Origin of the sequence: Caballeronia sp. BR00000012568055, from assembly GCF_029439455.1 — a bacterium.
Lineage (GTDB): Bacteria > Pseudomonadota > Gammaproteobacteria > Burkholderiales > Burkholderiaceae > Caballeronia.
Genome location: NZ_JAQFVG010000296.1, coordinates 39,480 through 52,756, shown reverse-complemented (window position 1 = coordinate 52,756; position 13,277 = coordinate 39,480). Strand labels below are relative to the sequence as shown.

The 13,277-nt window shown below is 61.7% G+C and carries 12 protein-coding genes; 5 read left to right on the top strand and 7 right to left on the bottom strand.

Features of this window, described 5'->3' with window-relative positions; all coding sequences use genetic code 11:
- Positions 1-83: 83 nt before the first annotated feature.
- Genes P7F28_RS17710 through P7F28_RS17690 form a run of 5 tightly spaced genes read right to left on the bottom strand, consistent with a single transcriptional unit; the run spans position 84 to position 5,892 of the window.
- On the bottom strand, positions 84-884 hold the full coding sequence (locus P7F28_RS17710) for an IclR family transcriptional regulator (RefSeq protein ID WP_277185839.1): 801 nt from the start codon (positions 882-884) through the stop codon (positions 84-86).
- 57 nt (positions 885-941) lie between these two features.
- On the bottom strand, positions 942-1,766 hold the full coding sequence (locus P7F28_RS17705; RefSeq protein ID WP_277185837.1) for a sugar phosphate isomerase/epimerase: 825 nt from the start codon (positions 1,764-1,766) through the stop codon (positions 942-944).
- An 18-nt stretch (positions 1,767-1,784) separates the two neighbouring features.
- Positions 1,785-2,396 (bottom strand): NIPSNAP family protein, encoded by a 612-nt coding sequence (locus P7F28_RS17700; protein ID WP_277185836.1) that lies wholly within the window; start codon positions 2,394-2,396, stop codon positions 1,785-1,787.
- Positions 2,393-4,114, bottom strand: a complete 1,722-nt coding sequence (locus P7F28_RS17695) for an FAD-dependent oxidoreductase (protein WP_277185834.1) — start codon at positions 4,112-4,114, stop codon at positions 2,393-2,395. The genes P7F28_RS17700 and P7F28_RS17695 overlap by 4 nt, the downstream gene beginning before the upstream one ends.
- Complete coding sequence (locus tag P7F28_RS17690) at positions 4,111-5,892, bottom strand: FAD-dependent oxidoreductase (RefSeq protein WP_277185833.1); 1,782 nt, start codon at positions 5,890-5,892, stop codon at positions 4,111-4,113. The genes P7F28_RS17695 and P7F28_RS17690 overlap by 4 nt, the downstream gene beginning before the upstream one ends.
- 112 nt (positions 5,893-6,004) lie before the next feature.
- On the opposite strand from P7F28_RS17690, the gene P7F28_RS17685 reads away from it, so the two are divergent.
- Complete coding sequence (locus tag P7F28_RS17685; RefSeq protein ID WP_277185832.1) at positions 6,005-6,898, top strand: NAD(P)-dependent oxidoreductase; 894 nt, start codon at positions 6,005-6,007, stop codon at positions 6,896-6,898.
- Between the two features lie 4 nt (positions 6,899-6,902).
- Here P7F28_RS17685 and P7F28_RS17680 read toward each other — a convergent pair whose 3' ends face one another.
- Complete coding sequence (locus P7F28_RS17680) at positions 6,903-7,928, bottom strand: Gfo/Idh/MocA family protein (RefSeq protein WP_277185830.1); 1,026 nt, start codon at positions 7,926-7,928, stop codon at positions 6,903-6,905.
- 140 nt (positions 7,929-8,068) lie between these two features.
- Between P7F28_RS17680 and P7F28_RS17675 the strand changes: the two genes are divergently transcribed.
- The 3 genes from P7F28_RS17675 (at position 8,069) to P7F28_RS17665 (ending at position 10,633) form a co-directional block, all read left to right on the top strand.
- Positions 8,069-8,896, top strand: a complete 828-nt coding sequence (locus P7F28_RS17675) for a shikimate dehydrogenase (RefSeq protein ID WP_277185829.1) — start codon at positions 8,069-8,071, stop codon at positions 8,894-8,896.
- A 310-nt stretch (positions 8,897-9,206) separates the two neighbouring features.
- Positions 9,207-10,013 carry an alpha/beta fold hydrolase gene (locus tag P7F28_RS17670; protein ID WP_277185828.1) on the top strand — a complete coding sequence of 269 codons (807 nt, stop codon included), beginning with the start codon at positions 9,207-9,209 and terminating at the stop codon, positions 10,011-10,013.
- A 134-nt stretch (positions 10,014-10,147) separates the two neighbouring features.
- A complete protein-coding gene (locus tag P7F28_RS17665) occupies positions 10,148-10,633 on the top strand; it encodes a hypothetical protein (protein WP_277185827.1) in 486 nt (161 codons plus the stop codon).
- Here P7F28_RS17665 and pdxY read toward each other — a convergent pair.
- Positions 10,620-11,501 carry a pyridoxal kinase PdxY gene (pdxY, locus tag P7F28_RS17660; RefSeq protein WP_277185826.1) on the bottom strand — a complete coding sequence of 294 codons (882 nt, stop codon included), beginning with the start codon at positions 11,499-11,501 and terminating at the stop codon, positions 10,620-10,622. The two genes, P7F28_RS17665 and pdxY, sit on opposite strands and share 14 nt — an antisense overlap.
- A gap of 464 nt (positions 11,502-11,965) precedes the next feature.
- Here pdxY and glgC point away from each other — a divergent pair, with 464 nt between their 5' ends.
- Positions 11,966-13,237 (top strand): glucose-1-phosphate adenylyltransferase, encoded by a 1,272-nt coding sequence (gene glgC / locus P7F28_RS17655; protein WP_277185825.1) that lies wholly within the window; start codon positions 11,966-11,968, stop codon positions 13,235-13,237.
- Positions 13,238-13,277 lie beyond the last annotated feature (40 nt).

Below are 13,277 nucleotides of genomic sequence, written 5' to 3'. Positions count from 1 at the left end.
TCTCGTTTCATAGTGAAAACATCATAGCGCGGGGTCCGAGCGTGCGTAAGTTCCCCCGTTCGGCATAAGCCAAAACGACAAAATCACACCGTCGCCACCGCGGGCCGCTTGAAATACGGCGAACTCAACGTAGCCGCGCTCATATCCGATGCCGCTTCCAGCAACGCCGGCGCGAGCGCTGCAAGGCGCGCATCGGGCAAACGGCTGGTCGGTCCGGCGAGGCTCACCACGCCGACCACTACGCCCGTCACCGGATGATGGATCGGCGCGGCCATCGACGTCATGCCGGCTTCATAGGTTTCGCTCGCGATGCCGTAGCCGCGCTCGCGGGCCGCGTGCAGATCGGCGAGAAAGTCTTTGATGGTTCGCGGCGCTTTCGGCCCGTTCTGTCCCGGCTTGCCAAGCCCGCCCTGCTTCGAAACCAGCGCGAGCGCTTCTTCATCGGAGAGTGACGAAAGCCACGCCTGACCGCTTGCCGTGCAGTGCAGCGGCGGCTGGCTGCCCATGTCGGGGTCGTATCGCAAACCGGATTTCGCGCCCTGCGCCTTGCCGACAAAAGTAATGTGGTCGTCTTCCACCACGCCCAGCCGCGCCAGTTCGCCCGATGCCGCCGCCAGCCGGTCGAGCACCGGCTGCGACACATCGAGCACGCCGCCCGTCGACAGATAAATCAGCGCGAGCGAGACGAGTTTCAGCGCGAGCATATATTCGCCGTGATCCTCGTCCTGACGGACATAGCCTTCATCGATCAACATCGCGAGCAGGCGATGCGTGCCGCTGCGCGGAATATTCAGCGTATCGGCGATGGTGGCGAGCGGCATGCGCCCGCCATTTTTAGCCAATAACTCGATGATCGACAGCGCGCGCTCCAGATTTCCAGCCATCTTGCCTATCTATAAGAAGTCCCGATGCGGAAGTAGAACATGATTCAAGGTCGGAATTCAACTCGGCGCATAGGTCTGTTCGAGCACCGACAGGCTGGCCTCACGCAGGCGCGTCGCACGTTCGAGCGCGTTCGCGGTCTTCGCCCACTGCTGCATCGGCACTTCGACGGAAAGCGGCAGATCGTCCGGCAACGCCCGCAGAATGCCCGCCAGATCGATCCCGCCCTCGCCCGGAATCATCCGTTCGCAGCGCGCCTGATACAGCAGCGTGTCGAGATCGGCGGGACGCTCGGCGGGCGCGTCGCAGAACTGCACGTAACCAAAATACTCGCGCGGAAGCTGACGCAAGGTTTCGGTCGATGAACCCGCGCGGTCGAAGTGAATCGGATCGACGATCAGACCGGTATTCGCGCGCCCCGAAGCCTTCACGATGCGCGCGCCCTGCACGATATCTTTTGCCTCCGTCCACGGCATCGGCTCGAGTGATGGCGACAGGCCGTACGGCTTCGCCAGATCGCACAGTGCGGCGAGACGCTCGGCGGTGCGCGCCTCATCCGCATCGTTGCCGGCGACGAGCACATAGCGCGCGCCAAGCTCGGCGGCAGTTTCGAGCATCGGTTCGTAAGCGGCGACATCGGTATCCGGCTTCAGGCGCAGAATTTCCGTATCGAGCACGCCGATGCCGGTGTCCTTCAGCGCCGCGAGCGTTTCACGCTTCAACGCCGTCGCACCGATGATCTCGTGACGCACTTCGGTATCGGTCGCCGGCAGCAATCGCAAGCCGATATAGTCGTAACCGGCGAGCGCCGCGCACTCGACCATCTGCGGCGGCGTGAGTTCGAGAATGGTCAGCGCGGAAAGCGAGAGTTTGCGTCGTGGCATATTCAATAGTCCGTAATATCAGCGCAGCGGCGAGAACGGCGCGGGCATGTAGATGGTCGATTCCATCGTCGTCAGATGCGCGGGTCCGCCCTTCGGCGGCCAGATGCCGTCTTTCACCGCTTCGGCGCGAATCCGCGAGCGTTCGTCCACACCCTTGTACGGCCAGATATTGAGGAAGCGCGGCACGGTGCCATCGAGCGCGTACATCGCGCCGATCAGCGGCGAGCGCTTGGTGCGTTCCGGCACCGCGTTCTCCCAAGCATCGATCGTATGTTGCAGGCTCGCAAGCTTGGTGCCGTAGACGCGCATTTCATAGATGCCGCCGTGCACGGCCGGTTCGATCGGCGGAAGAAACGGAAACAGCGACCAGCTATTTATTTCGATATCCATAATGAATTCACCGCAGCCGAATGGATTGCCTTCGAGCAGCAAACGCTGACGTTCCTTGACCAGTGCCGTTTCGGATTCGAAACCGCGCAGCACCATCACCCGGCCAAGCGCGCCGATATCCGAATACCAGCAGCCGAGCAGCTTCGAACCGGGCTGATCGCCGCTTGCCTTGATGTTCTCGAAAACTTGCGCGTTCGTACCGAGTTTGACGGTCAGCGTGACGGTGTCGTAAAGAGTCATTGCATGGTCCTTGCGTGTTGAATGGAAGAAATTTGATCGATGGAATCGCGCTCGGCGAGCGTGAGTCCGGCGAGATAGCCAAACGTCATCGCAGGGCCGAGCGTGATGCCGCCTGCGGGATAGTGGCCGCCCATCATGTTCGCGGCATCGTTGCCGACGGCGAACAGGCCGGGAATCGGCGCTTGCGATGCATCGAGCACACGGGCGCGCGCATCGGTCGATAAACCGGCGAAGGTGCCGAGGCTGCCGGGCACCAGTTTGGCCGCGTGAAACGGGCCATCGACGATCGGCGCGAGACACGGATTCGGCTTGTGTGATGCATCGCCCTGAATGCGGTTATAGGGCGTCGAACCTTTGTGGAATTGCGGATCGAAGCCGTCTTTTGCATAAGCGTTATAGGAAGCAATGGTCTCGCGCAATCCGTTCGAATCGATGCCGCATTGCTGCGCGAGCGCTTCGAGCGTCGGCGCGGATTTCAGATAGCCCGAGCGTTCGTAAGCGTTCAACGAAAAGGGAAACGGCTTCGCACAACCCAGCCCGTAACGCCGCTGAAACCGATGATCGCAGATGAGCCACGCGCACGCTTCTTCTCCCTGCTTAGTCGTGCCGATCAACGATGCGATGAAGTCGTAATAAGACGATGCCTCGTTGGTAAAGCGCTCGCCCGCACGCGTCACCGCAATCACGCCGGGCTTCGCGCGCTCGATCAAATGCGGAAACGCGGTCGCATCGCCATTCGCTTTCGGCACCAGCGATACAGGCGCCCACGCAGCCGCCGCTTCAAGCGATGCATCGAAATGCGCACCGACCGCTTCGCCCATATCGATGCCATCACCCGTATTGCTTTTAGGCGCTGCGGACCAATGCGGCGTGTAAGCGAAGGTCTGCGCCTGCCGCTTCGGGTCATGCGGATAACCGCCGCACGCGAGCACCACGCCGCATCGCGCATTTATTTCGCATAACGAATCATCGATCTCGACATGCGCGCCCGTCACGCGTCCCTGCTCGCGAATCAGTTCCACGGCCTTTGCATGCGTCTTCAACTGCACGCCCAGATCCGACGCCGATTTCAGCAAGCGCGCCACCAATGCATTGCCGTTGACGAGGTGCATCGACCGGCCATGACGCAACGCATGCCACGCGAATGCGGCGAAGCGTTTCGTCACATGCCATGTCGAACGCGCGCTGCGTGTCGCGTTCAGAAAGTGCGCGAGATCCTGACCCGATGCGATCGCCATGCCGTTGACCGTCATTTCTTCGAGCGGTGGCCGCAGCTTGTCGATCAGCGGACCGAGTTCGCGTCCATCGAAGGGCATCGCGCAAACGGAACGGCCGCCATTGGCCGCGCCCGGCGTCGTATGAAAATCCGGAATGCGATTGCCGTCGATAAAGCGCATCGACGTATTGCGTTCGAAGAACTCGATCATGCGCGGGCCGTGTTCGATCAGCGCATCGGCTTTGCTGGCGTCGTAATGCGCGCCGAGTTCGCTCTGCAAATACGTACGCGGCGCATCCGCCTCTTCGACGATGCCCGCACGCGTGGCCAGCGGATTGCGCGGAATCCACATCCAGCCGCCGGACCACGCCGTCGTGCCGCCAAACACGTCTTCTTTCTCGCAGACGATCGCCGACAAACCGCGCGTCGCCGCGGTCACCGCGGTGGACAAACCGCCTGCGCCGGAGCCGAGCACGAGCACATCACAATCGAACGTGTTCATTTGGCGTGGGCGTGCGTGGCGAGATCGATCGGCAGCGTGAGCGCGTCATCGCGTTGATCGGTCAGTGCAACAGGTTGCGATGCGCGCGCCGCTGCGTGCCGCGCCGCGAGATAGCCGAACGCGAGTCCCGGCCCGAGCGTGATGCCCGGTCCCGGATAGACACCGCCCATGACCGATTGCATATCGTTGCCGCAGGCGTAGAGGCCGTCGATCGGCCGATCGTCGTGGTTCAGCACGCGCGCGTCGGTATCGGTGACGAGGCCGGTTGCCGCGCCGATATCGCCCGGATACAGCCGCACCGCATAGAACGGCGCGCGTCCGATCGGTCCGAGGCATTTGTTCGGGCCGCTCCAGTTGGCGTCGCCATTGGCGTTCTGATAGTCCGTCGAGCCGCGATGAAAGTCTTCATCGACGCCCGTCTGCGCATAACGATTCATCCGCGCGACGCTATCCGCCAATCCCGCGCTGTCGATGCCGAGTTTGCCCGCGAGTTCATCGAGCGTGTTTGCTTCGGTGAGATAGCCATCGGCGAGATACGACGCGAGGCCTTTGCCGCCCGGACGCACCATTCCCAAACCATATTTCATCAATCCTTCGGCATCCGTAATAAGAAACGCTGGAACAGAAAGCGCCTTCTGCATCGCGATACCAAACAAGTGATACGAGGTGTTTTCGTTGAGAAAGCGGCGGCCGTTTTTATCGACGGTCATCATGCCGGGCTTGCCGCGATCCATCAGAAAGTGCGGGAACACGGCGGTCGTGCCGTCGGCACGTTTGCGCGTGGAAACGGGTGCCCAGAAAGCGTTCGACATCGCGCTTTCGCCAAAACGCGCGCCCGCTGCGAGTGCCAGATCCTGCGCGCTGCCGGTATGTCCAGGCGCGCCGGGACACCAGGCGGCGTCCGCGCCGGGAAGCATTTCCGCACGATACTTAGGATGACGATTGAAGCCGCCGCTCGCGAGAATCACACCGCCCTTCACGCCGATCCGCCGACGCTCGTTGACCTGACTCAGCGTGACGGCTTCGATCCCGTTCGGACCGGAATGCAAGGCATCGAGCTTGGTTTGGGTAAGGACCGTGACGCCGCGCTGAAGCAGCGAATACAGCAGACGCCCGATCAGCGCATTGCCCATCACCAGCCGCGTGCCGCGCGAATGGCCCATGCGGTCGCGCGCATGGCGCGTGAGCAACTTCACCGCATGCCCGAACGATGCCGCCGACTTCGTCATATTGAGCAGATGCCCGACATCGTCGCGATCGACCATCATGCCGCCGAGTACGGTGAACTCGGGAATCGGCGGACGGATCAGCGCGAAGGCGCTGCCGAGTTTGCGGCCATCGAAAGGCAAGGGTTCGAGCGCGCGGCCACGCAAGGTCGAGCCTTCGATTTCGGACAGATAATCCGGATGAAACGGGCGCGCGCGGTACTTCACGTCCGAGTTCGCTTCGATATGCGCGACGGCGGTCGGCCCGGCATCGAGAAATGCACGGCGCATGGCGGCGCTGCTGTGCTCGCCGACCGCGCGACTCAAAAAGCCCTCGGCATTTGCGGACGAATCGTCGCGATTGACGCTCGCCGCGTGCTTCGAGGCGGGAATCCACGTCGTTCCCGCCGAATACGCGGTCGATCCGCCCACGTACTCCGTGTGCTCGACCAGCAGCACGCGCGCGCCGTCGATGGCCGCGAACAGCGCAGCCGACATGCCCGCCCCGCCCGCGCCGATCACCACGACATCGAACACTTCTTGCTCGCTTAAATTGCCCAGCGTCTCCACCATTGTCTGCTCCGTCTCCGCTAACATCGCTCAGATATAGAACTCTCTTTGATGTTGGAATACTATTCCACAATCGCGCTCATGAAAAGCGCTTTTTGAGACGGAGGATGACGAGATGCGAGCTTTGGTGACGGGCGGGAGCGGATTTCTGGCGGCCTGGGTGATGCGTCGCTTGCTGGCGCGCGGCCTTGGGGTACGGGCGTTCGACGTGCGCGAAGACGCGCGTTTGCTGCGCGCATTGGCGCCTGCGCACGCGGCTGAAGTCGAGTGGCAACTCGGCGATATCGCCAACGCGAACGATATGACGCGCGCCCTGAAAGACTGCGAAGCGGTGATTCATCTCGCGGGCGTGCTCACTCCCGCGTGTGCCGCGAACCCGGTACTCGGCGCGCAAATCAACCTGATCGGCACGCTTAATATTTTCGATGCGGCTCACGCCTGCGGCATCCGCACCGTGCTTTATGCGAGCAGCGCGGGCGTGTTCGGCCCCGACGACGGCGCAACGCCCTTTCCGATGACGCAATACGGCGCATTCAAGCTCGCCTGCGAAGGCTCGGCACGCGCGTATTGGCACGATCGGGGCATCGCGAGCATTGGATTTCGGCCGCTGGTGGTGTACGGCGCAGGTCGCGAAACGGGCTCGAGCGCGGGTCCGAGTCTGGCGTGCCGCGCCGCCGCGCGTGGCGAGCCGTACACGATTCCGTTTTCCGGCGCGACCGGCCTCGTATTCGCCGATGACGTCGCCGCCGCCTACGAGATCGCCCTGACGCGCGAAGTCGAAGGCGCGCACGTCTTCACGCTCGCCGGCGATATCACGCCGATGGAAACCGTCGTCACGAGGCTCGGCGCAATCGTGCTTGGCGCGCGCATCGGCATAACGGGCGAGCCGTTGCCGATCGCGACCACGTTCCCCGACGATCCCGCGCTGCACGCCATGCTGCCCGGCTTGCCGCGAACGCCGCTCGACGACGGACTGCGGCAAACCGTGGACTTTTATCGAACGAACTAATCGATCAAAACGCTGGCGTAACCGCCACACGCTCTCTGGCCGAGCGATGCACCGCCAGCGTCGCGGCGAGCGTGCGGGCGGCGTCATCGCCGGAACAGAGCGGCGTTTCCGTTCCGTCGATCACCGCAGCAAAATGACGCAATTGCTCGCGATACGGATCGCCCGAATGCGGCGCGCTGCGCTCGACCGTCAGCGGCTCGTGCCAGCCCTTCTTCTCGCGATACGACCACACATCGAGTTGCGGCAGCGTCACCGATGCTTCGGTACCCGAAATAAAATGCGTGTTCACATTCTGACGCGGATAATGCGCGGCCTCGCCCGCCGCCAAATCCCAATTCCACGGCGATACCGTGCAATCCGACACCACGACCGTGCCGAGCGCGCCATTCGCGAAACGCAGCAGCACGGCAGCGGTATCCTCGACTTCGAAGCCACGCACCGCGTTTGATTCGAGCGCCTGCACCTCGACGATTTCACCCAGCAGAAACCGCATGATGTCGATATCGTGGATCAGGTTGATCAGCACCGGACCGCCGCCCTGACGCTTGCGCCAGTCGATATCGAAATAGGCGTCGGGCTTATAGAAGGTTGCGAGCGCGTTGGCGGAAACGGGTTGACCCAGACGGCCTGATTCCACGATCCGCTTCGCCTGCCGCAGAATCGGATTGTGTCGGCGATGATGACCGACCAGCAGCGGCACATCGGCCGCGCGCGCGGTATCAACGAGTTGGCGCGCTTCGTCGAGCGTATCGGTGATGGGCTTTTCCATCAGCACCGGAATCTTTCGTTCGATACACGCGAGCCCCGCCGCGAGATGCGTCGCGTTCGGCGTGGCGACGATCACGCCGTCGGGCGATTCGGCATCGAGCATCGATTCGATCGAGTCGAAATATTTCACGCCGAGTTGCCGCGCCGCCGGCGATGGGTCCGCGATTGCCACGATTTCGCAGTCCGGGTGAACGCGTGCCCGCTCCAGATGCATGCGGCCGATTGCGCCCGCGCCTGCGATTGCCAAGCGTTTTTTCGTCATTGCGTGTGCTCCTCCAGTTTTCGAGTTTGGATGAAAATCAGACAGTTAGTTGCCTTGTGCGTCAAATTCAAATTTGTTGAATGCTATTCCATTTTCAACTAGGATTCACTAAACATTTTTGAGACTGGAGCAGACAAGGCATGTCGCAGAGCACATCGATTTCCGCATCGCTCGACGAAGGCCTGAGCGGCGCAACGCGCGTTTATTTCATCGTCGGCGATCCGATCGCCCAAGTGCGCTCCCCGTCCGGCGTGACAGCCGCGATACGCGCCGCCGGGCGCGACGCCATCGTGATTCCCGCGCACGTCGCGCCAGCGGATCTGGCCGCGTTCTTCGCCGGCGTCGCGCCGATGCAGAACGTCGATGGCGTCATCATCACCGTGCCGCACAAGTTCAGCGCCACCGGGTTTTGCAAGACGCTGACGAAAGAAGGCGAATTCCTCGGCGCGGTCAACATGCTTCGTCGCAATGCGGACGGCACCTGGCACGGCGGCGCGTCCGACGGCGTCGGCATGGTGGCGGCTCTGCGCGACGCGGGCTGCGAGCCGAAATCGAAGCGCGCGCTGCTGATCGGTGCGGGCGGCGCGGGGTCAGCCATCGGCCACGCGCTGGTGGATGCGGGCGTGTCAACGCTTGCCATCCGCGATTTCGATGCCGCGCGCACCGGCGCCCTCGTCTCGCGGCTCGCCGCGCTGGGCCACGGCGCGGTCACCATCGCCGATGATGCGGGTGCGGAAACCTACGACATCGTCGTGAACGCGTCACCGGCTGGCATGCGCCCCGGCGATCCTTTGCCGATCGACATCTCGCGCCTGAATCCGGCGACCTTCGTCGGCGACGTGGTGACGAAACCGCCGCTCACGCCGTTTATCGAAGCAGCGCGAGCGCGCGGTTGCCCGACCGTCACCGGAACGCAGATGTTCGGCCGCGTGTGCGACGCGATCGTCGAGTATTTGCTGAAAGACTGACGCTGCGTGAATGTCAAACTGCAACGCCGAGTTGAAGCGTTTCAATTCGGATTGCTGATAGATTGTCAGCGCGCTCGCGAAACACACTGCTTCGCTTTGGCGATTGAGCGCGCTTTATGCGTCTGCGATACTGACCCGGTTTTATGTCTCCTCACGCGTCCGCCTCCCGCAAGGGAAGAAGTCTCGCAACCGGACGCGCTCTCGCCGCCTACCCCGGGCGGCTTTTTTTCGCGCGGACCTTACCTGCCACGTAATTGTTCACCTCCGCTCCCGCTGCGACGATACAACCACACCCGCAACGGAGGCCGACATGACCCGCTCTAACTTCATCCGCACGCGCGATGGCGCTGAACTGTTTTATCGCGACTGGACATACGCATCGAACGCGACGAAAACCATCGTTTTCGTTCCGAGTTATTCGTTACCGAGCGATATGTGGGCCTATCAAATGTTGCCGCTCGCCAGGCTAGGCTTTCGCTGCGTCGCATACGACCGGCGCGGCCACGGCCGTTCGAGCGATCCCGACGGCGGCTACGACTACGACACGCTTGCTGACGATCTCGCCACGCTTATCGAGACACTCGATCTGCACGATATCCGCCTCGTCGGTTATTCGATGGGCGGCGCGGAAGCCGTGCGTTATCTCACGCGTCATGGCAGCACGCGCGTGGCGCGTCTGGCGTTGATCGCATCGACGTTGCCGACGCTTGTCGATGTCATTCCGCGCGAATATGTCGATACATTCCAGCGCGATTTGCTCAGCGATTATCCTCGCTGGCTCGCCGAGAATGCGCGTCCGTTCGCCGGCCCGAAGGTATCGGAGGCGATGATCGATTGGATTCGCGAGATGGCGTTGCGTACATCGCATCGGGCGCTGCTGGACTGCAACGAGGCCGTCGCCACCGGCGACTTCCGCGAGGAACTGAAGCATATCGAAGTACCGACGCTGATCGTGCAAGGCGACTGCGATGTATCGAATCCGCTGGAACTAACTTCGCAACGCACGGCGCAAATGATTCCGGGCGCGCAACTCATCGTCTACGAAGGCGCGCCGCACGGCATTTTTCTGAGCGACGCCGAACGGCTCACCGTTGACCTCGCGCGCTTCCTCGAATGAATCATACGAAAACCCTTGGAAACAAGGGTCCAAACGCGTAGAGGTCGATCGTAGTACTGCCAATTGACATGCAAAGAATGAACATGAAAGCATCGCGATCGAAAATTTGAAAACGTCCGACAAGGAACCCCGCGATGCTCTTTCATGCCTCCATTCCCGCTCGCGATCCGCAGCACACGGCGAACGTGCTTGCCGAATTATGGGGCGGTTTCGCCGCGCCCTTTCCGTCGTTTCCCGATTCATGGATGGCCGTAGCAGGCGACGATCGCGGCACGATCATCGAGGTGTATCCGCATGATCGTGTGATTACGCCGGGCGGCGGTCTCGAGCAGAGCGTAAGCTTCGGCGCGGCGTCTGCGGAACCGTCACGCTACAGCGCGTTCCATATGGCGATTGCCACGCCCAAGAGTCCAGAAGAAGTCATCGCGATTGGCGAGCGCGAAGGCTGGCGCGCGGTGCGCTGCACACGCGGCCAGAACTTCTTCGACGTGATCGAATTCTGGATCGACAATTCGACGATGCTCGAATTCCTCACACCAGAGATGCAGTCCCAATATCTGGCATTCGCTTCGCCCGAAAACTTCAAGGCGATGGCCAAAGCTGCGGCTACCGCAGCGTAGGCGATTCGCTGCCCATGACGCGAATGGCCGGAAAGCGATCGGTCGGACGCGCGATTTCGTCCTGCGAAGCAACAATCTCAAGCTCGTAGCGACCGGCATCGTAAGTGGCCTTGACGACCGCGTTCACGGCCGCGAGCGTATGTTCGAGCGCGTTGCGCAGCGAGTCGCCCAGCAGCATCCGCGCGACAAACACCGCGCTCGACAGATCGCCCACGCCCACCGGCTGACGCGCGAACGGATACAGCGGACGCTGCGCGAACCACGCCTCCGTCGCGCTGACGGCGAGCATGTTGAAGGTGTCCGCACGGCTGTTCCGGTCGAGCAGATGCTTGACGAGAATCATGCGCGGACCGCGCGCGATGATATCGCGGCAGGCATCGACGGCTTCTTCGACGGTTTCGATCGGACGGCCCGCGAGTTTCTCCAGTTCGATGTGATTGGGCATCATCGCATCGGCGATTTCGGGCATGGTGTTGACCAAAAAGTCTTCGATTCCCGATGCCACCGTGCAGCCGCCTGTCGTGCCCATCACCGGATCGCAGAAGAACAGCGCGCGCGGATTCACGGCCTTGATGGTCCGCACGATTTCAACGACCGCGCGCCCCTGCTCCGGCGCGCCGAGATAGCCCGACAACACCGCATTGCAGCGCGCCAGCACGCCGATCGCGCCAATCCCTTCGATGATCGTCTCCAGCTTCTCGGCATCGAATACTTCGCCGGTCCAGCGCCCGTATTGCGTGTGATTGGAGAATTGCACCGTATTGAGCGGCCAGACATTTACGCCCAAACGGCGCATGGGAAACACAGCGGCGCTATTGCCCGCGTGGCCGAACACCACATGCGACTGGATACTCAGGACGTTGTTCATTTTTTGGTTCCCGGGTGCTTTGTGTTCGGTCATATCAATGAAAGGCGGCCAGCCTTTCGTGTATTCGATCGCTCGTGCAGTGCAGCGGACATGGTGATTACCGCATGACGGCGAGCGAATTTCTCATTGTGCCGCGTCTCGACGCACTGCGGCATGGCCGAATCGTTATAAATGGGCGGCGCGTATTTTGTCGAGCAATCAGCGTGATAGCGATAGAAAAGGTCGCGCGCATGCAACAGCGCGTGCGCAGACCGGCACATCGCTTGCTCGATCGCAAATCGGCCAGCATCGGCGTGGTAAGAAAATCGATTCCCGAAATCGAACGCGCGCCCGATAATGCTTTATCGCACGATCCCATCTCCATAAGCCGATACGCCGCTACGCCGCTTACATCAGGCATCACGAGGACGAACACCGAAAAACAGAAGGACATCTACCGTCGCAGGTCAAATCAGGAGGCAGACATGGATATGCTGGCTAAGAATCGCACCGATTTGCAGAAGTCGACCCTCGCAATCGTCCTGGCCGGAGGGCGTGGCACCCGGCTCGGTCCGCTGACCGACAAGCGCGTAAAACCTGCGGTGCACTTTGGCGGCAAATACCGCATTGTCGATTTCGCGTTGTCCAACTGTCTCAACTCCGGCATTCGCCGGATCGCCGTCGTTACGCAATACAAGGCGCATTCGCTGATTCGCCATCTCCAGCGCGGCTGGGGTTTTCTGCGCGGCGAATTCAATGAGTTCATCGATATCTGGCCGGCGCAGCAGCGCGTGGATTCGAGCTGGTATCGCGGCACGGCGGACGCGGTGTATCAGAACCTGGACATCGTGCGGTCCATCGGCGCGGAGTTCGTCGTGGTGCTGGCGGGCGATCACATCTACAAGATGGATTACACGCGCATGGTGCTGGACCACGTGGAAAGCGGCGCGGATTGCACGGTCGGTTGTATCGAAGTGCCGCGTATGGATGCGGTCGCGTTCGGCGTGATGCACGTCGATGAAAACCGCCGCGTCACCGACTTTCTGGAAAAACCCGCCGATCCGCCCGCCATGCCCGGCAAGCCCGACGTGGCGCTGGCGAGTATGGGCATTTATGTGTTCAGCGCGAAGTATCTCTATGAAATGCTGGAGGAGAACATCGCGTCGTCGAATACGGATCACGATTTCGGCAAGGACATCATTCCGCGCGTGGTCACGACCGGCAAGGCGATTGCGCATCCGTTCGGCATGTCGTGCGTGACATCGAGCAGCGATCCGGAAGCGCCCGCCTACTGGCGCGATGTCGGCACGGTCGATGCCTATTGGGCCGCAAACCTCGACCTCGCTTCCACCATCCCCGAACTCGATTTGTACGACCGTAAGTGGCCGATCTGGACCAATCAGGAGCAATTGCCGCCCGGCAAGTTCGTGCGTGATCTGAACGGTCAGCAAGGCGCGATCACCAATCTGCTGGTGTGCGGCGGCTGCGTGATTTCCGGCTCGCAGGTGTCGAAGTCGGTTTTCTCGTCGGCGGTGCGGGTCCACTCGTTCTGTAACATCAATGAGGCAGTCTTGTTGCCGCAGGTGACCATCGGGCCGAGTTGCCGATTGCAACGCGTGGTGATCGATCGCGGTTGCACGGTGCCCGAAGGTCTCGTGGTCGGCGAGGACCCGGAAGAGGACGCCGCGCGCTTTTTCCGCACGGAGTCGGGCATCACGCTCATTACGCGGGATGCGCTGGCGCGCTTGCCCAAGTAAGCGAAGGCTTCGCCATAACAAATCCAATCGACGGGAGCGC